General features: G+C 66.5%; 26 protein-coding genes and 1 tRNA gene. 8 read left to right on the forward strand and 19 right to left on the reverse strand.

Annotated elements, in window-relative coordinates; all coding sequences use genetic code 11:
- Nucleotides 1–26: 26 nt before the first annotated feature.
- The 3 genes from panB to ASE59_RS11340 form a co-directional block, all read right to left on the reverse strand.
- Nucleotides 27–887: a 3-methyl-2-oxobutanoate hydroxymethyltransferase gene (gene panB / locus ASE59_RS11330; protein WP_056456133.1), complete on the reverse strand. Its 861-nt coding sequence runs from the start codon at nt 885–887 to the stop codon at nt 27–29.
- 23 nt (nt 888–910) lie between these two features.
- Entirely contained in the window at nt 911–1,351 is a 441-nt protein-coding gene (locus ASE59_RS11335) for a hypothetical protein (RefSeq protein ID WP_235515733.1), read from the reverse strand.
- A 66-nt stretch (nt 1,352–1,417) separates the two neighbouring features.
- On the reverse strand, nt 1,418–1,774 hold the full coding sequence (locus tag ASE59_RS11340; protein ID WP_056456457.1) for an ArsC family reductase: 357 nt from the start codon (nt 1,772–1,774) through the stop codon (nt 1,418–1,420).
- 80 nt (nt 1,775–1,854) lie between these two features.
- Between ASE59_RS11340 and ASE59_RS11345 the strand changes: the two genes are divergently transcribed.
- A complete protein-coding gene (locus tag ASE59_RS11345) occupies nt 1,855–2,232 on the forward strand; it encodes a VOC family protein (RefSeq protein ID WP_056456135.1) in 378 nt (125 codons plus the stop codon).
- Nucleotides 2,233–2,235: 3 nt separating this feature from the next.
- Here the strand turns inward: ASE59_RS11345 and ASE59_RS11350 are convergent, their stop codons facing one another.
- Nucleotides 2,236–3,984 carry a methyl-accepting chemotaxis protein gene (locus tag ASE59_RS11350; protein WP_056456137.1) on the reverse strand — a complete coding sequence of 583 codons (1,749 nt, stop codon included), beginning with the start codon at nt 3,982–3,984 and terminating at the stop codon, nt 2,236–2,238.
- Nucleotides 3,985–4,169: 185 nt separating this feature from the next.
- On the opposite strand from ASE59_RS11350, the gene ASE59_RS11355 reads away from it, so the two are divergent.
- Both ASE59_RS11355 and ASE59_RS11360 read left to right on the forward strand, forming a co-directional pair.
- Nucleotides 4,170–4,598: a hypothetical protein gene (locus ASE59_RS11355; RefSeq protein WP_056456139.1), complete on the forward strand. Its 429-nt coding sequence runs from the start codon at nt 4,170–4,172 to the stop codon at nt 4,596–4,598.
- Nucleotides 4,599–4,607: 9 nt separating this feature from the next.
- Nucleotides 4,608–5,426, forward strand: coding sequence for a ferredoxin--NADP reductase (locus ASE59_RS11360; protein ID WP_056456141.1), 819 nt, complete (start codon nt 4,608–4,610; stop codon nt 5,424–5,426).
- 188 nt (nt 5,427–5,614) lie between these two features.
- Here ASE59_RS11360 and ASE59_RS11365 read toward each other — a convergent pair whose 3' ends face one another.
- The 6 genes from ASE59_RS11365 to ASE59_RS11390 form a co-directional block, all read right to left on the reverse strand.
- The gene (locus ASE59_RS11365; RefSeq protein WP_056456143.1) at nt 5,615–7,747 is read right to left on the reverse strand and encodes a TonB-dependent siderophore receptor; all 2,133 of its coding nucleotides are present in this window, start codon (nt 7,745–7,747) and stop codon (nt 5,615–5,617) included.
- A 75-nt stretch (nt 7,748–7,822) separates the two neighbouring features.
- Nucleotides 7,823–8,248, reverse strand: a complete 426-nt coding sequence (locus ASE59_RS11370; RefSeq protein WP_200913244.1) for a GNAT family acetyltransferase — start codon at nt 8,246–8,248, stop codon at nt 7,823–7,825.
- Nucleotides 8,245–9,129, reverse strand: coding sequence for a hypothetical protein (locus ASE59_RS11375; RefSeq protein ID WP_156360043.1), 885 nt, complete (start codon nt 9,127–9,129; stop codon nt 8,245–8,247). Before ASE59_RS11375 ends, ASE59_RS11370 begins: the two co-directional genes overlap by 4 nt.
- A gap of 61 nt (nt 9,130–9,190) precedes the next feature.
- Entirely contained in the window at nt 9,191–9,802 is a 612-nt protein-coding gene (locus ASE59_RS11380) for a hypothetical protein (protein WP_056456147.1), read from the reverse strand.
- A gap of 73 nt (nt 9,803–9,875) precedes the next feature.
- Nucleotides 9,876–10,187 (reverse strand): hypothetical protein, encoded by a 312-nt coding sequence (locus tag ASE59_RS11385; protein WP_056456150.1) that lies wholly within the window; start codon nt 10,185–10,187, stop codon nt 9,876–9,878.
- Nucleotides 10,188–10,297: 110 nt separating this feature from the next.
- On the reverse strand, nt 10,298–11,038 hold the full coding sequence (locus tag ASE59_RS11390; RefSeq protein WP_056456152.1) for a Bax inhibitor-1/YccA family protein: 741 nt from the start codon (nt 11,036–11,038) through the stop codon (nt 10,298–10,300).
- Between the two features lie 116 nt (nt 11,039–11,154).
- Between ASE59_RS11390 and thpR the strand changes: the two genes are divergently transcribed.
- The 4 genes from thpR (at nt 11,155) to ASE59_RS11410 (ending at nt 13,901) form a co-directional block, all read left to right on the forward strand.
- The gene (thpR, locus tag ASE59_RS11395; RefSeq protein WP_056456154.1) at nt 11,155–11,754 is read left to right on the forward strand and encodes an RNA 2',3'-cyclic phosphodiesterase; all 600 of its coding nucleotides are present in this window, start codon (nt 11,155–11,157) and stop codon (nt 11,752–11,754) included.
- Between the two features lie 62 nt (nt 11,755–11,816).
- On the forward strand, nt 11,817–12,149 hold the full coding sequence (locus tag ASE59_RS11400; protein ID WP_056456156.1) for a glycine zipper 2TM domain-containing protein: 333 nt from the start codon (nt 11,817–11,819) through the stop codon (nt 12,147–12,149).
- Between the two features lie 77 nt (nt 12,150–12,226).
- Nucleotides 12,227–12,652 (forward strand): OsmC family protein, encoded by a 426-nt coding sequence (locus ASE59_RS11405; protein WP_056456157.1) that lies wholly within the window; start codon nt 12,227–12,229, stop codon nt 12,650–12,652.
- Between the two features lie 79 nt (nt 12,653–12,731).
- Nucleotides 12,732–13,901, forward strand: coding sequence for a glycosyltransferase (locus ASE59_RS11410; RefSeq protein WP_056456460.1), 1,170 nt, complete (start codon nt 12,732–12,734; stop codon nt 13,899–13,901).
- Here the strand turns inward: ASE59_RS11410 and ASE59_RS11415 are convergent.
- Genes ASE59_RS11415 through yajC form a run of 4 tightly spaced genes read right to left on the reverse strand, consistent with a single transcriptional unit; the run spans nt 13,889 to nt 17,162 of the window.
- Complete coding sequence (locus ASE59_RS11415; protein WP_056456160.1) at nt 13,889–14,254, reverse strand: Mth938-like domain-containing protein; 366 nt, start codon at nt 14,252–14,254, stop codon at nt 13,889–13,891. The two genes, ASE59_RS11410 and ASE59_RS11415, sit on opposite strands and share 13 nt — an antisense overlap.
- A complete protein-coding gene (secF, locus tag ASE59_RS11420; RefSeq protein ID WP_056456162.1) occupies nt 14,251–15,213 on the reverse strand; it encodes a protein translocase subunit SecF in 963 nt (320 codons plus the stop codon). Before secF ends, ASE59_RS11415 begins: the two co-directional genes overlap by 4 nt.
- Before the next feature lie 12 nt (nt 15,214–15,225).
- The gene (gene secD, locus ASE59_RS11425) at nt 15,226–16,818 is read right to left on the reverse strand and encodes a protein translocase subunit SecD (RefSeq protein WP_056456164.1); all 1,593 of its coding nucleotides are present in this window, start codon (nt 16,816–16,818) and stop codon (nt 15,226–15,228) included.
- Nucleotides 16,818–17,162 carry a preprotein translocase subunit YajC gene (yajC, locus tag ASE59_RS11430; RefSeq protein WP_056456166.1) on the reverse strand — a complete coding sequence of 115 codons (345 nt, stop codon included), beginning with the start codon at nt 17,160–17,162 and terminating at the stop codon, nt 16,818–16,820. Before yajC ends, secD begins: the two co-directional genes overlap by 1 nt.
- Before the next feature lie 159 nt (nt 17,163–17,321).
- Between yajC and ASE59_RS11435 the strand changes: the two genes are divergently transcribed.
- Nucleotides 17,322–17,398: transfer RNA gene (locus tag ASE59_RS11435), tRNA-Pro, on the forward strand.
- Nucleotides 17,399–17,428: 30 nt separating this feature from the next.
- Here the strand turns inward: ASE59_RS11435 and ASE59_RS11440 are convergent.
- The 5 genes from ASE59_RS11440 to thiD form a co-directional block, all read right to left on the reverse strand.
- The gene (locus tag ASE59_RS11440; RefSeq protein ID WP_056456168.1) at nt 17,429–19,777 is read right to left on the reverse strand and encodes a hypothetical protein; all 2,349 of its coding nucleotides are present in this window, start codon (nt 19,775–19,777) and stop codon (nt 17,429–17,431) included.
- Nucleotides 19,778–19,799: 22 nt separating this feature from the next.
- Entirely contained in the window at nt 19,800–20,876 is a 1,077-nt protein-coding gene (gene folP, locus ASE59_RS11445) for a dihydropteroate synthase (RefSeq protein ID WP_056456170.1), read from the reverse strand.
- Nucleotides 20,876–21,991 carry a site-specific DNA-methyltransferase gene (locus ASE59_RS11450; protein WP_056456172.1) on the reverse strand — a complete coding sequence of 372 codons (1,116 nt, stop codon included), beginning with the start codon at nt 21,989–21,991 and terminating at the stop codon, nt 20,876–20,878. Before ASE59_RS11450 ends, folP begins: the two co-directional genes overlap by 1 nt.
- A gap of 314 nt (nt 21,992–22,305) precedes the next feature.
- Nucleotides 22,306–22,902, reverse strand: a complete 597-nt coding sequence (locus tag ASE59_RS11455; RefSeq protein ID WP_056456175.1) for a ribonuclease HII — start codon at nt 22,900–22,902, stop codon at nt 22,306–22,308.
- Nucleotides 22,895–24,049: a bifunctional hydroxymethylpyrimidine kinase/phosphomethylpyrimidine kinase gene (thiD, locus tag ASE59_RS11460; RefSeq protein WP_056456176.1), complete on the reverse strand. Its 1,155-nt coding sequence runs from the start codon at nt 24,047–24,049 to the stop codon at nt 22,895–22,897. Before thiD ends, ASE59_RS11455 begins: the two co-directional genes overlap by 8 nt.
- Nucleotides 24,050–24,094: the final 45 nt, after the last annotated feature.

Genomic DNA, 24,094 nt, shown 5'->3' on the forward strand with positions numbered 1-24,094 from the left:
AGGGAGGGGAGTGATCGACGTTCGCCCTACCCCTTCCGCGCGTACAACTGCCCTGCCCCCGGAAAGGCGCGCGAGCGGACGTCGGTGGCATAGGTTTCGACCGCTGCCGAAATGCGGCCGGCAATGTCGTCGAACGTCTTCACGAAGCGCGGGGTGCGTTCGAAGAAGCCGAGCATGTCCTCGGCGACCAGCACCTGCCCGTCGCACTCGGCCGATGCGCCGATGCCGATGGTGGGGACCGAAATGCGGCGGGTGATGTCGATCGCGATCGGTTCGACCACGCCCTCGATCACCACCGCAAAGGCGCCTGCATCGGCGACGGCGACGGCATCGGCGACGATCTTTTCCGCCTCCTCCGGGCTGCGACCGCGCGCGCCGTAACCACCGAGCTGGTTCACCGCCTGCGGCGTCAGGCCGACATGGCCCATGACCGGAATCCCGCGTTGCGAGAGGAAGGCGACGGTTTCAGCCATCGCCGTCCCGCCCTCCAGCTTCACGGCCGCCGCGCCGGTTGCCTTCATGAGCATCGCAGCACTTTCGAACGCCTGCTGCGGACTGGCTTCGTAGCTGCCGAAGGGAAGGTCGATCACGACCAGCGCGTGATAGCTGCCGCGCACCACCGCCGCGCCATGCGCCGCCATCATGTCGAGCGTGACCGGCACGGTCGAGGGCAGGCCGTAGATCACCTGCCCCAGGCTGTCGCCGACCAGCAGCATGTCGCATTGCGCATCCATCAGCTGCGCCATGCGGACGGTATAGGCGGTCAGCATCACCAGCGGGGTCTTGCCCTTGGCGGCGCGGATCGCGGGGATGGTCAGCCGCTTCATCGGCGCCGGGGTCGGCGTCGCGCGGCTGGTGGCGGTGTCGATGGTGAAGGTCGTGGACATGGGTCGTTCCTAGCGGAACGACCTTAGCGAAGCCACCCGCGGGCATCGGCATGGCGCGCGACCGCCAGCTGCATCAGGGCGATGGCGAAGATCACCAGCGGGAACGGCACGACCGTCGCCGCGCCCTTCGCCGCGATCAGATCGGTCGCGGCGAATACCCAGCCGAACTGGACGACGACGGCGATCAGCGACACGACGAACAGGATGGTAACGAACCGCCGCCGCCGCAGCAGCGCGATCCCGCCGAGCAGCCCGCCCCACGTCGCCAGTCCATAGACCCAGACGAACCAGCCAGGCAGCGCGAGGAAATAGGCGCGGTCATAGGCCGGCAGCGCGGCCAGTTGCGCCGGCCCGGTCGTGACATGGGCATAGAAGGCGGAGACCCCCGCCGCGCCCCACAGGGTAAACAGCAAGGCGACCGCCCGGAACCACAGGGGCGTCAGCCGAAAAACCGTAGCAGCCATGTCTCTCCCGCAACCGAATCGCTGCGGTATCGCCCCCGGCCCCCGCACGCGCAAAAGGTAGCGCAATCAGCCGATGGCGGACAGCCGTTCGGCGTACCGATCGGGCTTGAATCCCACTTCGATACAGCCCCCCGCGACCAGCACCGGACGCCGGATCATTGATGGCTGGGCGAGCATCAGATCGATCGCGCGATCGGCGTTCAGATCCGCCTTGTCGGCATCGGGCAACTTGCGAAAAGTCGTGCCCGAACGATTGAGCAGCGCCTCCCAACCCAGCGCATCGACCCAGCCCGCCAGCGTCGCGCGGTCGATGCCGGCCTTCTTATAGTCGTGGAAGCGATAGGCGACGCCATGGCCGTCGAGCCAGACGCGCGCCTTCTTCATCGTGTCGCAGTTCGGGATGCCGTAGAGGATCAGGGTCACGGGGCGCCATTTCGGAAGCGTTGGACGGCGCATCTAAAACGACGTCGGAGCGATCGCAACGCTGGTGCGATGATCGCATCATGCTGCACCATGTCTCGCTCGGAACATCGGACATCGACCGTGCACGGCGGTTCTACGACCCGGTGATGGCGGTGCCGGAGCTGCGGCGGACGCTCGATGTGGCGGAGGCGGTCGGCTATGGCACGGGGACCACCATGTTCAGCCTGAACCTGCCCGCCGACGGCGCTCCGGCCAGCGCCGGCAACGGGACGCATGTCGCGTTCGAGGTCGAGTACCGTGCGATGGTCGACCAATTCTATGCCGTCGCGCTGACACAAGGCGGCAGCGGCAACGGACCGCCGGGCCTGCGCCCCGAATATGACGCGCATTATTATGCGGCGTTCGTTCGTGACCCCGACGGCAACAAGATCGAGGCGCCGACCTTCGCCGCCGGATGAGCGCTACGCCGCCGCGCGCCAGCTTCGCGGCTGGTCCCAGCCCGCTTCCTCGGCCACGCTGAAGCGGGCGACGTGATGGGTGAGCGCCTCGGCTTCGCCGGCGAGGCTGCGGGCGGCCGCGGTGGCTTCCTCGACCATCGCCGCATTCTGCTGCGTCACCGCGTCCATCTCGCTGACGGCGATGTTGACCTGTTGCAGCCCTGAGGATTGTTCGTCGGCACCGCGCGCGATCGTCGCGACCAGATCGGCAATCTCGGCGATGCGCCCGACGATGCGTTCGAGTGCGCCCCCGGTTTCCCCGACCAGATTGACGCCGATCTCGACCTGGCTGCCGCTGGCGAGGATGCGCGCCTTCACATCGTTGGCGGCGTCGGCCGAACGCTGGGCCAGCGCGCGGACTTCGTTGGCGACGACGGCGAAGCCCTTGCCCGCGTCGCCGGCCCGTGCCGCCTCGACCCCGGCGTTAAGTGCCAGCAGGTTCGTCTGGAAGGCGATGCCGTCGATCACGCTGATGATCTCCGAAATCTCGTCCGACGCGCGCTTGATGCCGCTCATCGCCGCCACCGCCTCGCGCACGACGCGCACGCCGTCCTCGGCATCGCCGCGCGTGGCGGTCATGGTCGTGTTGGCCTGCGCCGCGCCGGCCGCAGTCCGGCGGACAGTGGCGGTGATCTGGTCGAGCGCGGCGGCGGTCTCCTCCAGGCTCGCCGCCTGTTGTTCGGTGCGACGCGACAGGTCGTCGGAAGCGGTACTGATTTCGGTCGCGCCGGTGCGGATGCCGCCGGCCGAGCGGGTGACCGATCGCATCGCATCGGCCACCGCCGCCATCGCCGAGTCGAAATCGCTGCCGATCTTGGCAAAGGCGCCGGTCAGCCGGTTGCCGATCCGGGTATCGAGCCGGCCGCGGGCGAGCGATTCCAGCCCCGATCCGACCGTCGCGACGACGCGCTGCTGTTCGGCCTCGCGATCGGCGGCGACGATCGCGGCGTCGCGGAACGTTTCGAGCGCAGCGGCCATCTCGCCCACTTCGTCGATGCGGTCGCGGCCGGGGATCGGGGTGGCGGTATCGCCGGCGGCAAGGCCACGCATCCGCGCCGACAGCGCCTCGACCGGTTGCGTGATCGAGCGGCCGATGCGGTAGGCGCAGAAGGCGACGATCAGCAGCACGACCAGCGCCAATGCACTCTGGTACAGCGCCGCGCTCCAGATCGCGGCGTTGACCCGGTCGAGATACACGCCCGACCCGATCACCCAGCCCCATGGCTTGAAACCGGCGACATAGGACAGTTTCGGTTCGTCACGGCTCTTGTCGGGCGTCTTCCACAGATAGCGGACAAAGCCCGCGCCCTGGGTCTTCACGACCTGCGCCATTTCGACGAAATGCGCCTTGCCGGTGGCGTCGCGATTGTTGGTCAGGTCGGTATTGTCGAGTTCGGGCTTGGTCGGATGCATCAGCATCGTGGGATGCAGGTCGTTGACCCAGAAATATTCCTTCCCCTCGTAGCGCATCTCCTTCAGCGTCGAGAGCGCGGCGCGCTGCGCCTCGGCCCGGCTCATCCGGCCGGCGACTTCTTGGCTATGATAATGTGCGACGACCGAACGGGCAGTTTCGACCACCTGCCGCGTATTGCGTTCGATATCGGCCTGCATGATCGCGGAGGTGCGATAGATGCTGATACATAGCAGCGCGATCAGTCCGAGCGCCGCAACGACACCGATCAGGTTGATACGGCCACGGACCTTCAATTTCATGGAATCGCCCTTTCCCTTTGCCCGTGATGTGCGCGGAAATCCTGAACATCTCCTTTATCATTCCAGCACTTCGCCCGGTCGGTTCGGATGCGATACGAAAATCGCGCCCGCTGGTGCTTCCCGGCCATTGACGCCTCCCGAAAACCCCGATAGCGTTTGCGAATGAGTATCAATAGCGAGGCGTTATGTACGATCTCATCGACCGGCCGATATCGATATTGTCGCGTGGCGACCGCTTCCTGATCGACGCGATCCGGCTATGGGTGGCCGCGCGGACCGCGTGCCAGCACCCGCCGGCCTTGCTGGCGGCGGGCTTTGCCCAGGCGGGCGCACTCGACGCGTTGTGCGATTTCGATGCGTGGATGACGCAGTTGTCCAGCCATGCCCGCGTACCGATCCAGATCAATTGTAAATGCGGGCTTGTGACCGATGATGAATCGGTTCTCTTGACCTTGGCGCGCGATCTCGTAACGGGTCGCGATGCGAAGGCACGGACCACGCTTTCGCTGCTGGTCGCCGACGGGGCGATCGCACCCACCTTCTGCGCGCTGGCCCGGACAGCGGCGATGCTCGGCCAGATCGGGCTGCCGCCGGGCACCAGCGTCAAGACGTAAGGATTTTCGATGACCGACCGCACCGCCGTCGTCCACGGCCTCGAACCCACCAACGCGCTCAGCGTCGAGCGCGTGCGTTCGGTGCGTCACTGGAACGAGCATCTGTTCAGCTTCACGATCACGCGACCGCCCAGCTTCCGCTTCCGGTCGGGCGAGTTCGTGATGATCGGCCTGCCCGGCGACAACGGCAAGCCGTTGCTGCGCGCCTATTCGATCGCCAGCCCGGCCTATGCCGAGGAACTGGAGTTCCTGTCGATCAAGGTGCAGAATGGCCCGCTGACCAGCAAGCTGCAACAGATCGTGCCCGGCGACGAAGTGTATCTGGGCAAGAAGCCGACCGGCACGCTGGTCACCGACGCGCTGAAGCCCGGCAGCCGGCTGTTCATGCTGTCGACCGGTACCGGCCTCGCGCCGTTCCTGTCGCTGATCCGCGATCCCGACGTATATGAAATGTATTCGTCGATCGTCGTCGTCCATTCGGTGCGCCGCGTGTCCGACCTCGCCTTCCGCACCACGCTGGAGGCGAACCTTGCCGGCGATCCGCTGGTCGAGGATCAGGCGGCGCAGCAATTCACCTATGTCCCGACGGTGACGCGTGAGGAATTCCACACCACCGGCCGCATCGACGCGCTGGTCGATAACGGCACGCTGTTCAGCGCCCGCATCGGCGGCGCGCAGGCATTCGATCCGGCGACCGACCGGGTCATGCTGTGCGGGTCGACCGAAATGATCCGTGATTTCTCGGAATATCTCGAGAGCCAGGGATTCGAGGAAGGGTCGAACGCGAAGCCGGGCGATTACGTGATCGAGCGGGCGTTCGTGGGGTGAGGCCGACGTTTTTGGCCACCAACCGTTCGTGCTGAGTAGGGGATGAGCGAAGTCGAAGACACGTATCGAAGCACCTGTGACGGTCCTTCGATACGCCCCTTCGACAAGCTCAGTGGCTACTCAAGTCGAACGGTTGGTGGCCGGGAAGGATGACAGAAAGGGGGCGGCACCACCGCCCCCTTTTCGCGTCAGTAGCTGATCCGCACCGTGCCGAGCACCGTGCGCGGCGCGATGAAATAGCCCTGATCGAAGTTGATTGCGCTCAACGCCTTGGCATTGTTGATGTTGCGGGCGTTGGCGCTGAGTGCCACGCGCGGCGTCAGTTCGTAGCGTGCCATCAGGTCGACCGTGGCATAGCCGTCCTGCGTGATGCGTACCTTCTGTCCCGTGATCGCAGTGACACCGGGTTCGAGATACATCCGGCTCTGATACTGGCCCGATGCGCCCAGCTTCAGCGCAGGCAGGGTCGTTGGCGACCAGACGATGTTCAGGCGGGCGGTGTTGCGCGGCACGAAGGTGCGGACGGCAGCATCCCCCTCCCCGCGAATGCGCATCGTCGTGAAGCCACCGGTCGCCTGCAACCCCGGCGCGACCTGTCCGCTGACCTCAAGCTCAATCCCCTGCGACTTGGCATCGACGCCGCGATACACCGTCTGCCGGATCGTCGTGTCGAACCCGGCGGCTTCGGCGGTGTTGTTCTGCCGCGCCTGGAACACGGCGACGCTGGCGTTCAGGCGGCCGTCATACCATTCGCCCTTCAGCCCCGCCTCCAGATTGTCGCCTTCGATCGGGTCGAGCAGGCGGCGGTTCGCATCGACCTGATCCTGCGGATTGAAGATCGTCGCAAAGCTCGCATAGGCGCTGATATTGCCGGTCAGGTCATAGGTCGCCCCGACGAACGGCAGGAATCGGGCGCGGTCGTAGTTGGTCGGGGCGGTGTAGGATACACCCTCGCTGAACGCGCGGGTGGCGTTGCCGCCGACCATGACCTTCAGCGCGTCGGTCGGGTTCAGTCGGATGAGGCCATACACCGTCTCTCGCCGGACATGGGTGTCGAGGCTGCGGTCGAATGCCGGGAAATTCGGTTCGGGGAACGACCCGTCGAACCCGCTGAACAGCGGCAGCGAAATGCCGATCGCCGACCCGTCATAGGCCGAGTCCTGCGTATAGCGCTGTGCCGATCGGTTCGCGCCGAACATCACGTCATGGCTGCGCCCGAACAGCGACACCGTACCGCCGATATTGGCGTCGATCGTCAGGTTGCGCGCGAACGAGCGAAAGGCGCCGGGATAGCTGACGATGCCGAGGCCGGTTTCACGATTGGGCGCGGTATTGAAATCATTGTCGGTATTCGCACCATAGACGTAGAACAGCTTGTCGTCCTCGTCGATCGCGCGGCGCTGCACGGTCAGCTTGGCGGTCCAGTCGCCGAAGCGGTGGGTCACGTCGCCGAAAATCTGGCGATCGGTAACGTTGAAGCTGGACCAGTCGGGCGAGCTGTTGGTCGATCGCGCATAGTCGATCCGGCTGCCGTCGCTGTAATAAAGCGGCAACGCGCCCCACATCGCCGCGCGGCTCTTGTGGTTCTGATGCCCATAGCCGGCGCTGACGACGGTATCGGGGCCGAGGTCCGCCTCGACGATGCCATAGCCGGTCCAGCGTTTCACGCCATAGCGGTCGAGATAGCTGTCGGTGTCGAAATAGGAACCGACCGCGCGCGCCCGCACCGATCCGTTGCTGGTCAGCGGCACGCTGACGTCGCCGTCGAGGCGGAGGTGATCGAACGATCCATATTGCGCGCTGGCCGAGGCGGAGAAGTCGCGGGTCGGGCGCTTGCGGATGAAGTTGATGACCGCCGACGGATTACCGGTCGACGACAACAGACCCGGCGCGCCGCGCACGACCTCGATCCGGTCGTACATCGCGGTGTCGATCGACCCGTTCTGGATGCCGAACGGGAATGGCAGGCCGACGCCATCGACCTGGAAGGTCTGAATGTCGAAGCCGCGCGCCGAATAGTAGAAGCGGTCGGTCTCCTGCGCCTGCACGTTCACGCCAGGAACGGTCGCGAGCAGCTGGTTAATATCGTTGAGCTGGAAATCCTCGATCTGGGCGCGGGTCACCACGCTCACCGATTGCGGCGTCTCACGCTGGCTCAGCGGCAGGCGGGTGGCGGTGGTCTGTGCCTTTACCGCATAGTCGTCGCTGCCTTCGGTCCGCATGCCGGTGACGATGATATCGTCGCTGCGTTGCGGATCCTCGACGACGGGCACCTCCGGAACGGCGGTGGCGGCGGCGAGGAGGATGGCGAAAGCGGACATGCGAAACGATTCCCTGACTGTTTCGCGCCGGGTACGCCGCCGTTACTGCTTTTGCAAGTGACTATCAGTAGCCCGCTATGCGCTCGGTCCGCCAGCGGCCAGGAAACGGCCGAGCACGACGACGTCCTGTCGCGCGAGGCCGATCGCATCGTAGAAACCGAGCGCGACGGCGTTGTCGCTGCGGACCATCAACTGAATTTTCGGCACGCTCAGCGCACGCAGCCAGTCCTCGGCGGCGGCGAACAGCGTACGGCCGACCCCCTGCCCCTGCCGATCAGGCGCGACCGCCAGATAGTAGATCCAGCCGCGATGCCCGTCATAACCGACCATGACGCTGCCGATCACCGCCGCTCCATCGCGCGCGATCAGGATCGTCGAGGTGGCACCCGACAACGCCCGCGCATAATCGGCGTGCGGATCGTTCCACGGCCGGGTCAGGCCGCAACGCTGCCACAGCGTGACCACCGCCACCGCATCTTCGAGGGTCGCGGCGTCGATCACCGGGCGATGCAGGTGCTGCCTGCCCAAAGCGCGGTGACATTGTCCTTCGCGTCATAGGTGCCCGACAGGCCGCCGCTGCTGAATTCGCGGCCAAGGCTGGTTTCCTCGACCGGGGCGTCGATCGACGAATCCACAGTGGCGCGCTTGGCGCCGATGCCGACCCCGCTCATCGTCGTCAGCCCGCGCCCTCGCGCCGACCAGCCGACGAAGCGGCCTTCCTGAAAATAGACGGCGATTTTGGGATAGGTGGCGATGTCGAGCGGACCTTCGCCGCAATCCGCGTTGCGCGATCGTTCGGGCAGCGTCTGGGTCGCCGCCTCGACCACGCGCAGCACGACCTCGCTGGGCGTGCCGAAGGGAAGTGCGCGGCTGCTGGCGCCGGCAACGGTCTGCAGGCCATCGGGGGCGAGGTTCAGCGCGATCGCATTGCGCGCCGCCGCCTCTGCCCCGGCCGGTGCATCGCAGCGGACGCGGCGGACGGGACCGGCATCGCCGTTCATGTCGAGCGTCCCGCCCTGCCCCAGCGCCAGCCGGTAGCGGTGCTGTTCGGTGATGCCGCTACGATCGCCGACGGTATCGATATCGACCGCCCCGGCATCGGCGAGCGTGATCCCCCGCACCGGTACGCCGCGGTCGCCGATCCGCATCGCGTTCGCAGCGACCACCAGCCGGTTCGCACCGGCCGGATCGGCGGCACAGGCCGCGCCATCGCTGTCCCATGTCCCTACGAACCGGGTCGGAATGGTCACCAGCGTTTCGGGCGTCGGCGACGGCAGCGGCAGGATCGGATCATCCTGCGACAGGTTGACCAACGCATCCGGTTCGTCGGCCTGTCCGCACCCGGCCAGCAACGCCAGCATCCCGATCGTCCACCGTCGCATCCATCGACTCCCGTTACCGAACAGCGCAGGACTGCCGGATTCGGGAGCTAAACGAAAGAGGTCAGCGCGGCGACGGCGTCGATCCGATCGCCACGACCGGCGGGGTGAGCGAGGCGAAATACGCCTTGGCCGGCAGTTCGATGACCGTCACCCGCCCGGCATTGGCGCGTTCGACCGATTGGGTGAAGGAGCGCGGCTTCTTCATCAACTTCTTGTCCTCGACGACGATCAGACCCGATCGGCGCGCGGCTTCGGCGACGAAATGGACGCAGTTGCGTCGGTTGAGATTATAGTGCGAGTCACCCTGCTCGCCCCATTCGTCGATCAGCGAACGGACGGCGGCATATTGCGAATCGGTCAGCACGACCGAGAAATGGGCGTTGCTGCGGTCGATATAGGATGGCTTGGGCCGGTCGATCCGTCCCCCGACCGATCCGGCCAGCAAGGCGGGGGTGATCGCCTTTGCCGTGAAGCCATAGCTGCCATCGACCGCCGGTCCGCCGGCGTCGGGCGTGCCGGAAAAGCTGAAAAAGGCGTGTGGGAAGTTCTGGCCGAATTCCTGCGACCAGAAGGTGATCGTCACCGCCGCCTGCGCCGGGACCACCGCCTGCACCGCCAGCAGCAGCGCGGCCAGGACCCGCAACAGGGGTCGGAACCACCGATCGGTCGTCATACCCCCTGCATAGCCAACGCGGCGCGCCGGCACCAGCCGACACGCCGCGTCGTTTACAACCGTTGCCGTACGGTCAGTCGGCCTTGCCATCCTTCGCCAGCTTCGCTTCCTGTTCGGGGTCATAGCCCGATGAGGGTGCCGGGCCGGTATTGTGGACCGGTTGGGTCGATGCGGGCGGGTCCGACGCGTCCATCGATTCATCGAGGCCGCGGTCGAGCCGCGCGTCGCTATCGCCGGGATCGCTTTCCATCCGTCCGGCGATGCTGTGATCGCCGCCAGCGTCACCGCGTCCCGGCGGGGTATGTCCTTCGCTCTCGTTGCCGTCCGGGGCGACCGACAGCGAAGAGAGCGCCTTTTCGTCGATTCCGGTGGTGTCGTTGGTCATATCCCTTACTCCTTCAGCAACAAAACGAAAGGATCGCGACGGACGTTCCCCGCATACGAAAAGGGCCGACGGTTTCCCGCCGGCCCCTTTGCATCATAGGTCATGACCGATCAGTCGCGGTTGCCGAGGAACGACAACAGGAACTGGAACATGTTCACGAAGTCGAGATACAGCGACAGCGCACCCATGATGACCGCCTTCCCCGCGAAGTCGGTACCGGCGACCTGATAATAGATGCCCTTGATCCGCTGCGTATCATAGGCGGTCAGGCCGGCGAACAGCAGCACGCCGATCGCGCTGATGACCAGGCTCATTATGCCCGACTGGAACCACAGGTTCAGCAGCGACGCCACGATCAAGCCGACCAGACCCATGATCAGGAAGGTACCGAACCCGGTCAGGTCACGCTTCGTCGTGTAGCCGTACAAGCTGAGTGACAGGAACGCCGCCGTGGTCGCGAAGAAGGTCAGCGCGATCGACGATCCGGTGTAGCGCAGGAAGATCGTCGACATCGACAGACCCATGATCGCCGCGAACGCCCAGAACAGCGCCTGGGTCGCGCCGGTCGACAGACGGTTGATGCCGAAGCTCAACACCATCACGAAGATCAGCGGCGAGAACATGATCGCGTATTTCAGGATACCCGGCTGGTAGAACACCGTCGCCGCCGGGGAACTGTCGCCGCCCCACGAGAACAACAGCGCGACGATGCCGGTCAACAGCACGCCCGAAGCCATGTAGTTATACACCGAAAGCATGTAGGACCGCAGCCCTTCGTCGCGCGCCATGTCGCGGTCACGCGTACGGGTAATCGGTGCGGCCGTCGTCCGGGGATCGGACCAGTTCGCCATTGTAAACTCCTCTTCCCGGCATTCATGCCGGATATTCGAAATATCGTCCGCCACGTCGACGATTTCAAGCCAAACGCGGGGAGCAACATTTTGTTACGCTGCCGGGAGAATCCGCAATGCACCGTCTGTTTATCGCCCTGCGCCCGCCCGCCGAGATGCGCGAGGCGCTGTTCGACGTACAGGACGGCGTCGAGGGGGCACGCTGGCAGGACGACGAGCAACTGCACCTGACGCTGCGCTATATCGGTGAGGTCGAACGGCCCATGGCCGAGGATATTGCTGTGGTTCTGCAAGGGGTTCGCACCCCCGCCTTCGACCTGGCGCTATCGAGCGTCGGGCAATTCGATGCCGGGCGGCGCGGCCGGGCGCTCTGGGCCGGGGTTACGCCGCACGACGCGGTCGCGGCGCTGCATCGGAAGATCGATCACGCACTGGTCCGGCTCGGCCTGCCGCCCGAGGGGCGCGCCTTCCTGCCGCATATCACGCTGGCGAGGCTCAACAAATCGAGCGGGCCGACCGAACCGTTTCTCGCCGCCCATGCCAGCCTCGCATCGCCGCCGATGCGGTTCGACCACTTCATCCTGTACGAGAGCCATGTCGGCCATGCGGGTGCGTGGTACGAGTCGGTGGTGCGCTATCCGTTCGATCCGCCGCCGACAAGCGGCCGACGCATCGTCCCGTCGAGGGACAGGAACGACCTGTCGTTTCGTTCATGAAACCGTCAGGCGGAGGATGCGTTAAACCGGCCAGCAACGACATGGACGAAAGGAAATCCCCCATGCGCAATATCATGCTGGCGCTGGCTGCCGCATCGCTGATGGCCCCGGTCGGGGCGACCTGGAGCAACCACGGCATTTCGGTCGGCAAGAACGAGGCCGAGGCACAGCGGCGTCACAAGTATCGCGAATGGCGCGGTCGTGACGGTCGCCGTTACTGCCGCAAGCCCAATGGCACGACCGGGCTGGTCGTAGGTGGCGTGGCCGGTGCGCTGGTCGGTCGCACGGTCGATACGCGTGGCGACCGCACGCTCGGCACGCTGCTCGGCGGTGCCGCTGGTGCGCTCGCCGGCCGCGAGATCGAACGCAGCGGACAGCGCGGTCGCTGCCGTTGAACCTTAAACGGCTTGACGAATTCTGAAGGGCGGGTCCGACAACGGGCCCGCCCCTTTTCCATCGCAAAGGTTTCAGCATGATTCGCAGTGCATCCGCTCGTTACGAAGGACTCGGCAAGGACGGCAAAGGCCAGGTTTCGACCCAGTCGGGCGTGCTCGAGAACCAGCAATATGGCTTCAACACCCGGTTCGAGGACGGCAAGGGTACCAACCCCGAGGAACTGATCGCCGCCGCCCATGCGAGCTGCTTCACCATGGCGCTGAGCTTCGCGCTGGCGGGTGCCGGCTATACCGACGGCACGCTGGAGACGACGGCGAAGGTCAGCCTCGACAAGGATGGCGACGGGTTCAAGGTTACCAAGTCGGTGCTGACGCTGACCGCCAACGTCCCCGGCATCGACGAGGCGAAGTTCGAGGAGATCGCCGCTGGTGCCAAGGCCGGCTGCCCCATCTCGAAGCTGCTGAATGCAGAGATCACCTTGGACCACACGCTGAACGCCTGACGCGCCACGGGCCGGAACCTAACGTTCCGGCCCGTTTCGGGGGCAAAGCCTTCACGATTATCGGTTATGGCGGGCGATGATGCTGCGCGTCCTGACCCTTGCCACGCTGTTCCCCGATGCGACGCGACCCAATTTCGGGGTGTTCGTCGAGCGTCAGACGCTGGGGCTGGCTGCGCTCGACGGCGTCGAGCTACGGGTCGTCGCGCCGATCGGTCTGCCGCCCTTTCCACTGACGTTGCATCCGGCCTATCGTGCATTGGCGCAGTTGCCGTCGAGGGAGGACTGGAAGGGACTGGCGGTTGATCGGCCGCGCTTCTTGAACGTACCGACCAGCGGCGGGCGGTTTCATGCCGCAGCGCTGATCCGGTGCCTGACGCCGCTGCTCGACCGGATGCGTGAGACCTTCCGCTTCGATGTGATCGATGCCGAATTCTTCTTTCCCGATGGGCCGGCGGCGGTAGCGCTCGGACGGCGCTATGGCGTGCCGGTGTCGATCAAGGCGCGCGGAGCCGATATTCATCACTGGGGCCATGCGGCCGCAACCGCCACGCAGGTCCGGGCGGCGGGTCGAGATGCCGACGGCCTGCTGGCGGTGTCGCAGTCAATGGCCGATGATATCGCGGCTGCCGGGATCGACCGCCCGGTTCGGGTGCATCGTACCGGCATCGACCGAAGTCGGTTCGGTACGGTCGATCGCGCGGCGGCCAAGGCACGGTTGGGCGTGAATGGTCCGCTGGTCGTCTCGCTCGGCGCTCTGATCCCGCGCAAGGGGCATCCTATCGTGGTTGAGGCCGTCGCTGCCTTGCCTGGTGTGACGCTATGGATCGTCGGCGGCGGGCCGGACCGGGCGGCATTGGCGACGCGGATCGCCGAACTGGGGGTCGGCGATCGTGTGCGGCTGTGCGGGCCGATGCCGCACGATGCGTTGCCCGACCTGCTCGCCGCGGCGGAGGTGATGGCGCTGGCGTCGTCGTCGGAGGGCTTGGCCAATGCCTGGGTCGAAGCGCTCGTAAGCGGGACGCCGATCATCATTCCCGACGCTGGCGCCGCACGCGAAGTCGTGACCCGTCCGACCGCCGGTCGGATCGTCGCGCGCGATCCGGCGGGTTTCGCACAAGGCATCGCGGCAGTCCTGTCGCAACCGGCCGATCCCGCTGCAACGAGAGCGACGGTCGATGCCTATAGCTGGGAGCGCAACGCGCTGGAACTACACGACCACCTGACCGGACTGGTCGGTCAGAACGGGTAGAAGGCCGCCGCGATCTGTCGTCCCTCGTCACGCAGCACGCCCCACGCGCGGGCGGCGGCACGGCTGTCCATCGCCTCGATCCCCAGTCCCCGCGCATCGAGCGCGCGGACCAGCGCACGCGACGGCTGACGCAGCGTCGCCCCGGTTCCGAGCAAGAGAAATTCGGGCTGCATCGCCAGCACCGGTGCCAGCGCGTCGACGTCCAATGCCTCGAACGCCGGCGGCTCCCACAGATCGGCCCGCTGCGGCGTCATCAACAACGCCGGGTAGATGCCGTCATCGACCCGGAACCCGTCAGCGGTCAGGCCCGAGACGAGCGGGCCGTCGCCCTTGCGGGTCCGGTCGAGCTTCACCGCGCGCCCTTTTGCGGGACCGGTTCCTTGACCGTCCCCTCACCCACCGGCGCACCGGGCTTCAAGCCGAGAGTGATGAGTAGCGACGACGACACATAGATCGACGAATAGGTGCCGACGATCACGCCGAGGATCATCGCTGCGGTGAAGCCGCGCAGCACATGACCACCGAACACGATCAGCGCGGTCAGCGCCAGCAGGATGGTCAGCGAGGTCATGACGGTGCGCGGCAGCGTTTCGTTGACCGACAGATCGATCAGCTCGCGCATCTCCATCTTGCGATACTTGCGCATGTTTTCACGGATACGGTCGTCGATCACCATCTTGTCGTTGATCGAATAGCCTATGATGGTCAGCACCGCCGCGACGATGGTCAGGTCGAATGCGAACTGTTCCCGAAACAGCGCGAAGAAGCCGAGCGTCATCAGCACGTCGTGGATGATCGCGACCGCGGTCGACACGCCGAACTGCCATTCGTAGCGGAACCACGAAAAGATGGCGATGCCGACGATCGCCAGCAACACGGCGAGCACGCCGTTGGTCACCAGCTCGTCGGACACCTTGCCCGACACGGTCGAATAGTTGCTGAACGTCGCGCCGGGAAATTCGTTGGCCAGCGCGGTTTTCACGCGCTCGACCAGCCGATCGGTCGCGCCGGCATCGCCCTCGGGCACCGGCAGGCGGATCGACACCAGCTTCGGGTCGCCGAACTGCTGGATGGCGGGTTCGCCTACGCCCAGCCGTTCGATCGTCGCGCGGACGCGGTCGATCGCTGGGGGAGTCGCGAATTTCTCTTCGATCGCTACGCCGCCCATGAAGTCGACGCCGAAATTGAGGCCACGGACGAACACCAGCCCGACCGCCAGGATGCTGAGGATCAGCGTGACGGTGAACGCGATCTTCCGCAGCGCGACGAAGCGGATGTTGGTGTTGTCGGGGACCAGCTTGATGAGACGCATGACGGCCGGGCCTTAGATATGAATGTCGGTCGGACGGTTGCGGCGCATCCATCCGGCGACCAGCATCCGCGTGAAGGTGACGGCGGTGAACACCGAGCTGGCGATGCCGAGCAGCAGCACGACCGCGAAGCCGCGGATCGGACCGGAGCCGAGGATCAGCATGATCCCGCCGGCGATCGCGTGGGTCACGTTCGCCTCGAAGATCGTGCGGCTCGCCTCCTTATACCCCAGTTCGAGCGACTGGAGCACCGATCGCCCGCGCCGCCGCTCCTCACGGATGCGTTCGTTGATCAGCACGTTGGCGTCGACCGCGGTACCAATGGTCAGCACGAAGCCGGCGATGCCGGGCAACGTCAGCGTCGCCTTCAGGAAAGCCATCACCGCAAGGATCATCAGGATGTTCAGCACGACGGCGATCGTCGAATAAATGCCGAAGCGGCCATAGGTCATGACCATGAACGCGATGACCGCGACCGTCGCGATGATCGCGGCGGTCACGCCTGCCTTGATCGAATCGGCGCCCAGTTCGGGGCTGACGGTGCTTTCCTGCACGACGGTCAGGTCGACCGGCAGCTTGCCCGAGCGAAGCGCGATCGAGAGCTGGTTCGCACTGTCGACGGTGAAGCCGCCGCTGATCGTGGCGCTGCCGCCGAGGATCGGTTCGTTGATGTTCGGTGCGGAGATGACGGAATTGTCGACGATGATCGCGAACGGCTTGCCGGTATTTTCCTGCGTCACCTTGGCGAAGCGGCGACCACCCTCCGAATTGAAGTTGATCGTGACGTTGGGCTGGCCGTTCTGGTCATAGGTCTGACGTGCATCGGCAAGCTGGTCGCCCGAGATGATCGTCGAACGCTTGACCGCGATCGGCGCGCCCTGCGCCGGATAGGGCAGAATCTGGCTGCCGGCCGGCGCCTGTCCACGGGCGACCGCCTGCGGATCGGCGGTCAGGTCGACCAGCTTGAATTCGAGCCGCGCGGTCTTGCCGAGCAGATCCTTGAGCGCCTTCGGATCGGAAAGCCCCGGAACCTGCACGACGATGCGGTTGGTGCCCTGCTGGATGATCGTAGGTTCGCGCGTGCCCAGTTCGTCGATACGGCGGCGCACGACCTCGGTCGCGTCCTTCATCGCATTTTCGACGGTCAGGCGCAGGCCCGCCTGGGTCGGGGTCAGGACGAAGCGCGTGGTGTCGCGCACCTCGATGTCCCATTCGCGCTGGCCGGTCATGCCCGCACCGCCGCCGGTCAGGCTGAGCAGCTTTTCACGCGCGGCATCGACCTGGGTCGCGTCGCGGACCATGAAGCTAATCTGCCCGCCCCGCGTCGAGATATCGCCGATGGCGACCCGCGGCTGGCGGCGCATTTCGGTCGAAATCCGTTCGCGCATCGCCTCGATCTGCGTCGCGGCGACGTCTTCGGTCTTCGCTTCGAGCAGGATGTAGCTGCCACCCGCGAGGTCGAGGCCGAGATTGATCGTCTGCGACGCATACCACGCCGGCAGCTTCGCCCGCATGGCTTCGGGCAGCAGGCTCGGCACCGCGAACAGCGACAACAGGATCACGGATGCCCAGATGGCGATCCGTTTCCAGCGCGGAAAGTCGAGCATCAGTCGTTCGCGGGCTTGGCGCCGGCGGGCGGCGTGACCTCGGCGATGGTCGCCTTGACCACGCGGACGCGGGTGTTGGCGGCGATCTCGACCTCGACGAAGGTCTCCTCGACCTTGGTCACCTTGCCGATGATGCCGCCGGCGGTGACGACCTGGTCGCCGCGCTTCACGGCGGCGATCGACGCCTGCAGCGTCTTCATCCGCTTCGACTGCGGACGGATCAGCAGGAAGTAGAAGGCGACGAAGATCAGCAGCAGCGGCGCGATGCCGATCAGCGTGCCGAGGAAACCACCCGATGCCGCGGGCGCGGCGGCGGACTGGGCAAAAGCGGAAGGTACGAGCATTGCTGGCCTGAATGTCCGAGATAGCGGACGCCGCGAACACGGCATCCTGTCAATTGCGGGCAGCTATCATCTGCACGGGTCGCACGCAACATTTGCCGGCTTGCACGCTTCGGGCTTGCATGGGCCGAAAACCCGGCCTAAAGGCACGCCCTCTCTGATCGGGGCGTAGCGCAGCCTGGTAGCGCATCACACTGGGGGTGTGGGGGTCGCAGGTTCGAATCCTGTCGCCCCGACCAGAGAGTTCAGGCGAATGATTCGCCCTTCCCCTATTTCGCCGGCACTTTTACCCGCAGCACCGCATCGGGCGCGTCGTGCGGCCGCAGATACAGCATGTCCTGTGTCGCCGGCACGTCGACCGATCCGCCGACGAAACCGGCGGGCAGCGGCGTCGCATCCTTCATGTCCGGCGTCGTGCCGATGGCGGCGACGACGAACAGGTCGCGCCCGCTGACCATGCACCGTTCGCGACAAATAATGCCGGTCAGCACCGGTAGGCGCACCAGCGTCCCGAGCGATTGCCACGCGCCCGCCGCCCCGCCACGCCACGGCCGGAAGCGCAACGCCCCCGCCGCCGCGGTGCCGAACGCCGATTGCGGCGCTATGGTCGTCACCGCGATATCGTCACCGACCCGCTGCACCGCGCCCGACGCGATGGTCAGGCGCTTGGTCGCGTCGCCATTGGCGATCTCGATCCCGTCCTCACCGCCGCCAAGGCCGCCGGTGATCCGGGTCGAGAAGGTCAGCGTAGCACCGGTCGGCACCAGCCCGTCGGGCAGTTCGATCGGCAGCGCGCCGGCCAGCGTTTTATACGCCACGCGCCGGTCGAGAAGCGTCGCGACCGGGCGCGCCGGAGCGACGGTCGACGCCACCGTGGCGCTGCGCCCGTCGCGAAGCTGCACCGCCGCGCTGTCCACCGCTTCGGTCATCGGTTGTTCCGCGGTCAGGGTCAGACGATCGCCCTCCCCGACCCGGGTCATCGCACCGGGCACGAAGCGGGTCGCGCCGAGCGTCAGCCCCGCCACCTGATCGAGCCGCGCTCCCTCCAGCACGCCCTCTCGGTCACCGCTATGGACGGTGAAGCGATCCAGCCGGCTCGGTTCGGCACGCCCGGTCAGCGCGATCTGATCGGGTGCGACCGCGCCGAAGCGGACGACGGTCAGCGTCAGCGCGCCGGGCCGCGTCTTGGCGAGCGGCAACGTCACGTCGAGCGCATCGGGCGCGCCCGACTTCCATGTCAGGGACCGGGCGAGGCCGGCCGAATCGCGCAGCGTCAGTCCGGCGACGCATGCCGCCGCCCCGCCGCGCAACGTCAGCGGATGGTCACGCCCGACAATCACCGTCGCATCGGGCTGCGCCGTCCATGCACCCGGCCCGTCGAGTTGCGCCGGCACGCGCGGTCCGCTGAACGCATCGAAGCCCCAGCGACCCTGCACCACCGCCTCGGCCACCGGCCCCGCCGCCTGTGCAGCACCCGTCGCCAGCACCAGCCCGCCGCGCTCGGCATCGGGGGTCAGTGGCAGCGTCGATACCCGCCCGTCGGCGGCCGTGACGCGCAGCACCAGATCGCGGGCATAATCGGTCGCGAACAGCAGCGACGCATCGTCAAGCGGCAGCACGAGGTCGGGCTTGGCAAGGCACAGGGCACCTTGCGCGCCGAACCGCCACAAGGGCGGCGGCGCGTCACCGATCGGCGGCAACGGCGCGACCAGCACCGACCGTGGATTCTGGAACGACGGTGCGCTGTTCAGTTGCAGGTGGATAGCCTGCCCCTGCCCCAAAGCGAGCGCGGGAAGATACTGATATTGCGCGCTGCGAAACGCGCCGAACAACCGCGCCAGATCGCGCGCGAGGCCGATATAGGGGCTGTAATAGCCTGCCCCACCCTCACGCGTCGCCGCCACGCGATACGCAAGGTCGACCGGGGCACCGGTCAGTGTCTCGGTCAGCGTTGCGCCACGCTGTGCCTGCAACACCAGCGAGTCGCGCTGCTGGGTCAGGCACGCCGCCTGCAACGCGCGTTGGCGGAGCAGGCAATCGGCGTTCAGCTTGATCCGCAGCGCATCGGCCAGCACCGGGGCGGCGGTGGCGAGGCGCTCCGGCGCTCGCTCGCCGATCCGGCCGATCGCGCCGACGAACGCATCCAACCGTTGCCGGTCGAGCGACGCCTGATACAGGTCCTGCGCCGCGCGGACGAACACGCCCGGCCGCCCGCGCACCGCGCCGCGTACCGCCGAAAAGCCGCCGCCGGCTTCGGGCGCGAGGAACAGCAGCACCTGTTCGGCACCCTCGGGTACTTTCACGGTCAGGACGTTCTTCTTCTTGTTCCACGTCTCGACCGAGGAGAACCAGTCCTTGGGCGGCGGATTGGTCGCCCCGCGCAGGAAGGCGACGACCAGCAGATAGCGCGCCGCCTGATCGTCGGGCAGCAGCGCCCGAGCGGTCAGCGTATCGCCGCCCCGCAGCGCCGGCACCGCCGCGACCGGCAGTTCGACCTCGCCGCGCTTGACCGTGACCGACACGTCGGGGCCGGCCAGATCGAAGCCGTTTTGCTGGGCCTGCGCGGCATTGGCGAACAGCGCCGACAGCGCGGCGAGCAACAGGAGAACGCGAACCATGCGCGTCCCTATAGCGGACGCCTTATGGCGCGACCAAGGCCGCATCGCGCAGGCCCCGCCAGACCCGGATCGCCTGCACCGTCTCCGCCACGTCGTGCACCCGCACGATCTGCGCGCCACGCTCGACCCCGGCCAGCGCCAGCGCGACCGATCCGCCCAGCCGCTGATCGGCCGGTGCCTCGTTCGACAGCGCGCCGATGATCCGCTTGCGACTGGCACCCAGCAGCACCGGACAGCCGAGGCCGTGGAACAGGGCAAGGCCATTCACCAGCGCCAGATTGTCCGACAGCGCCTTGCCGAAACCGATGCCCGGATCGATCACGATCTTCGCCCTATCGACCCCGGCGGCAACCACCGCCTCGACCCGTGCCTCCAGCCAGTCGAACACGTCGTGCAACGGGTCGCGATAGCCGTCGCCACCATGCGGCCCCTGCGCGGGCGCGGGCGAATGCATCAGCACCACCGGGCAACCGCTCGTCGCGACCACCTCCAGCGCGCGCGGATCATAGGCGAGGGCAGCGACATCGTTGACCAGATGCGCGCCCGCCGCCAGCGCCGCGTCCATCACCGCCGCCTTGCGCGTATCGACGGAGATCGCGACCCCCGCCGCCGCCAGCCGCTCGACGACCGGCACGACGCGGGCGATCTCATCGCCTTCCCAGACGGTCGCCGCACCGGGCTTGGTCGATTCGCCGCCGAGGTCGATCAGCGCCGCGCCCGCCGCCGCCATCGCCACCCCAACCGCCGCCGCACCCGCCGGATCGTCGACATGCCGCCCGCCGTCCGAGAAACTGTCGGGCGTGACATTCAGGATCGCCATCACCTGCGGCTGGTCGAACCGCAGGATGCGTTCGCCGAGCGTCAGTGGCGCGCGGGGCGTCGTGATCCGTCGATGCAGCAGTCGCGCGCGTTCGGCCTTGGCCGGCGACAGGTTCGCCAGCCATGCGTCGAAGCTCTCGACCGGCACGATCGTCCGGGCGCCGCCGCGTTCGCGCACCTCATAGGCGGCGAACCACAGCATCCCGCCCGCGAGTCGCGCCACGCTGCCATCGGGCAGCCCGACCGGCGTATCGACGAAGCGGACCGGCCGCAGATACATCAGGGCTGGGTCGCGAGCAGCCATTGCTGGCGCAGCGCATCGACCGGGGTCAACCCGTTCGGCCCCTCGCTATGCCAGAAGGTCCAGCCATTGCACGACGGCGCATTCTGCAATGTCGAGCCAAGCTTATGGATCGACCCCGCCGCGCCGCAATCGGACAGCAGCGAACCATCGGCCAGCACCGTCGCGCGGAACCGGCGCTTGGCATCCATCACCACCGATCCGGCGGGCAGCATCCCGTTTTCGACCAGCACGCCGAACGCCACGCGCAGCGGCTTGGTCGGGGCGCGCATTGCCCGGATCGCCGATTCGTCGAGCGGCAGCGCCGCCTCGATCCGTGCCGTCGCCGCCTCGACATAGGTCGCGTCGCGCTCGATGCCGATGAAATGCCGCCTCAGCCGCTTGGCGACCGCGCCGGTCGTGCCGGTGCCGAAGAACGGGTCGAGCACGACGTCGCCGGGATTGGTCGACGCCAACAATACGCGGTACAGCAGCGCCTCTGGCTTCTGCGTCGGATGCACCTTCGTCCCGTCCTTGCGCAACCGCTCCGGCCCGCCGCAGATCGGGAATTCCCAGTCCGACCGCATCTGAAGTTCGTCGTTCAACGTCTTCATCTGACGATAATTGAAGGTGTAGCGCGCCTTTTCACCCATCGATGCCCAGATCATCGTCTCATGCGCGTTGGTAAAGCGCGTGCCCTTGAAATTGGGCATTGGGTTCGACTTGCGCCATACGATGTCGTTCAGGATCCAGAAGCCCTGATCCTGCACGATCGACCCGACGCGGTAGATATTATGATAGCTGCCGATCACCCAGATCGTGCCGGCGGGCTTCAGGATGCGGCGCGCCTCGGTCAGCCAGTCGCGGGTGAACTTGTCATAGGCGGCGAAGCTGTCGAACTTGTCCCAATCGTCGTCGACCGCGTCGACCTGGCTGCCATCGGGCCGCAGCAGGTCGCCGCCCAATTGCAGGTTGTAGGGCGGATCGGCGAAGATACAGTCGATCGACTTGGCCGGCAGCGAGCGCATCGCATCGATGCAGTCGTCCATGAGGATGCGGTCGAGCGGCAGCGTGACCGTCTTGGGCGCCTTCGCCCGATTTTTTACTGCCACCATCGTCCCGGTCCCCCTTGAATCGGCTCCATTTCGGGGAATCGGCGAGTCGCGGTCAAGAGGGAATGCTTGACTCTTGTGGTTGACCGGATTCGTTGCGACGACGAATCGAGTCGCTATGGAGCAGATGTTGAGTCTGACCGACCATTATAGACTCAAGATATGGTAACAAACCGTTCGTCGCAAATCCTCCCCATATCATGGGGAGGGGGACCGCCGCGAAGCGGTGGTGGAGGGGGTTCGCCACTATCGGATCGCCTGCCGACAGCCCCCTCCACCATGCTCCGCATGGTCCCCCTCCCCGTACCGGGCAGGAATTAGAGCGGCATGCACACCTGCGCGACCGGCGCGAAACTCCGCCGGTGCAGCGGCGTCGGGCCGAGCGTCCTGAGCGCTTCCAGATGCACCTTCGCACCATAGCCCTTGTTCGATGCCCAGCCATAGCCGGGATGCAGCACGTCGGCCTCGACCATCATCGCGTCGCGCGTCTGCTTGGCGACGATCGACGCGGCCGCGATCGACAGGCTGATCGCGTCGCCGCCAATCACTGCTACGCTCGGATGGCCCCAGTTGGGGCAACGATTGCCGTCGACCAGCACCATGCCGCACCCCATCCCCAGCGCGTCGACCGCGCGTTCCATCGCCAGCATCGTCGCCCACAGGATGTTAAGCCGGTCGATCTCCTCGACGGTCGCGATGCCGACCCCGACCGTCGCGCAGTCGAGCAGCCGCGCGTGGAGATCGGCGCGACGCTTCGCACTCAACTTCTTCGAATCATTGAGGCCATCGGGGATGCAATCGCGGTCGAGCACCACCGCCGCCGCGACCACCGGCCCGGCCAGCGGCCCGCGTCCGGCTTCGTCCACCCCCGCTACCGGCCCGACATGGCGCGCCTCGTGGCTCCAATCAGGCATCGGCGATGCGCCACGGCGGAAACCGCCGCATCTCGCCCGCCTGATACAAACAAACCTCGTTCCCTGCCGGATCGAACAGCCGCGCCTCGCGCCAGCCCCATGGCCGGTCGATCGGCTCCTGCGCAAACGAAACGCCCTGTCCCTTCAGATAGGGGACGATGACGTCGAGATCGCCGACCTCGAAATACACCGCCGGCACGCGGCGTTCCTCGGTCATCTCTATCGAAAAGGTCGCCCCGCCCTCGGTCTCGAACCGGGCATAGCGGCGGCTGGAGCGGACGATAGGTTTTAATCCCAGCAGGCGGTAGAGATGCTCGCTGGCGGGCACGTCGCTGGCGGGCACCGTCACCTGATTGAGCATCGGCGACCAGCGCGACTGGTTGAGGTCGAGCCGGACCGCCTGCTGCGCCATCGGTCCCGCACCGCGCCCCAGTTCGTCGGCACCCATCATCGCGATCCGCACGAAGCTGCGCGCGCGGCCGATCGCCTCGGCCAGCGTCCATTCCTTCGCCAGTTCGCAGGCGATGGCGGTCGACAGGGTGCAGCCGGTGCCGTGCGTCGCCATGCCGTCGACCCGCGGCGCGGACCATTCGACCAGCGGCGCGGTACCGGGCCTGCGTTGGTGCAGGCGGTCGATCACCACCTCGCCCTCGCCGTGCCCCCCCTTTTCGAGCAGTGCGCAGCCGTGATCCAGCACCGCATCGGCCCCACCCAGCGCCGCCAGCTCGGGCAGGTTGGGCGTGGCGACCGTCGCCACCGCCATCAGCCGTTCGAACGCGGCGACGCTCGCGTCATCGGCCAGCCGCGCGCCGCTGGTCGCGATCATGACGGGATCGAACACCACCGGAATACCGCGCAGGTCGCGCAACCGGTCGGCCAGCGCATGGGCGGTGCGCGCCGATCCGATCATGCCGATCTTGATCGCATCGACGCCGATATCGCGGACCACCGCGTCGATCTGCGCCACGACCATGTCGGTCGGCACGGGATGGACGGCGTCGACGCCCAGCGTGTTCTGCGCGGTGATCGCGGTGATCGCGGTCATGGCATGGCAGCCGAGCATCGTCGCGGTCTTGATATCCGCCTGGATACCGGCACCGCCGCCGGAATCGGAACCGGCGACGATCAGGATGCGGGGTGTGGTCATGGCGTTGGGTTAGCAGCGGCCGGGGGCGGTTGAAAGTCCTCCCCG

This window comes from Sphingomonas sp. Leaf10 (assembly GCF_001421245.1).
Taxonomy (GTDB): domain Bacteria; phylum Pseudomonadota; class Alphaproteobacteria; order Sphingomonadales; family Sphingomonadaceae; genus Sphingomonas.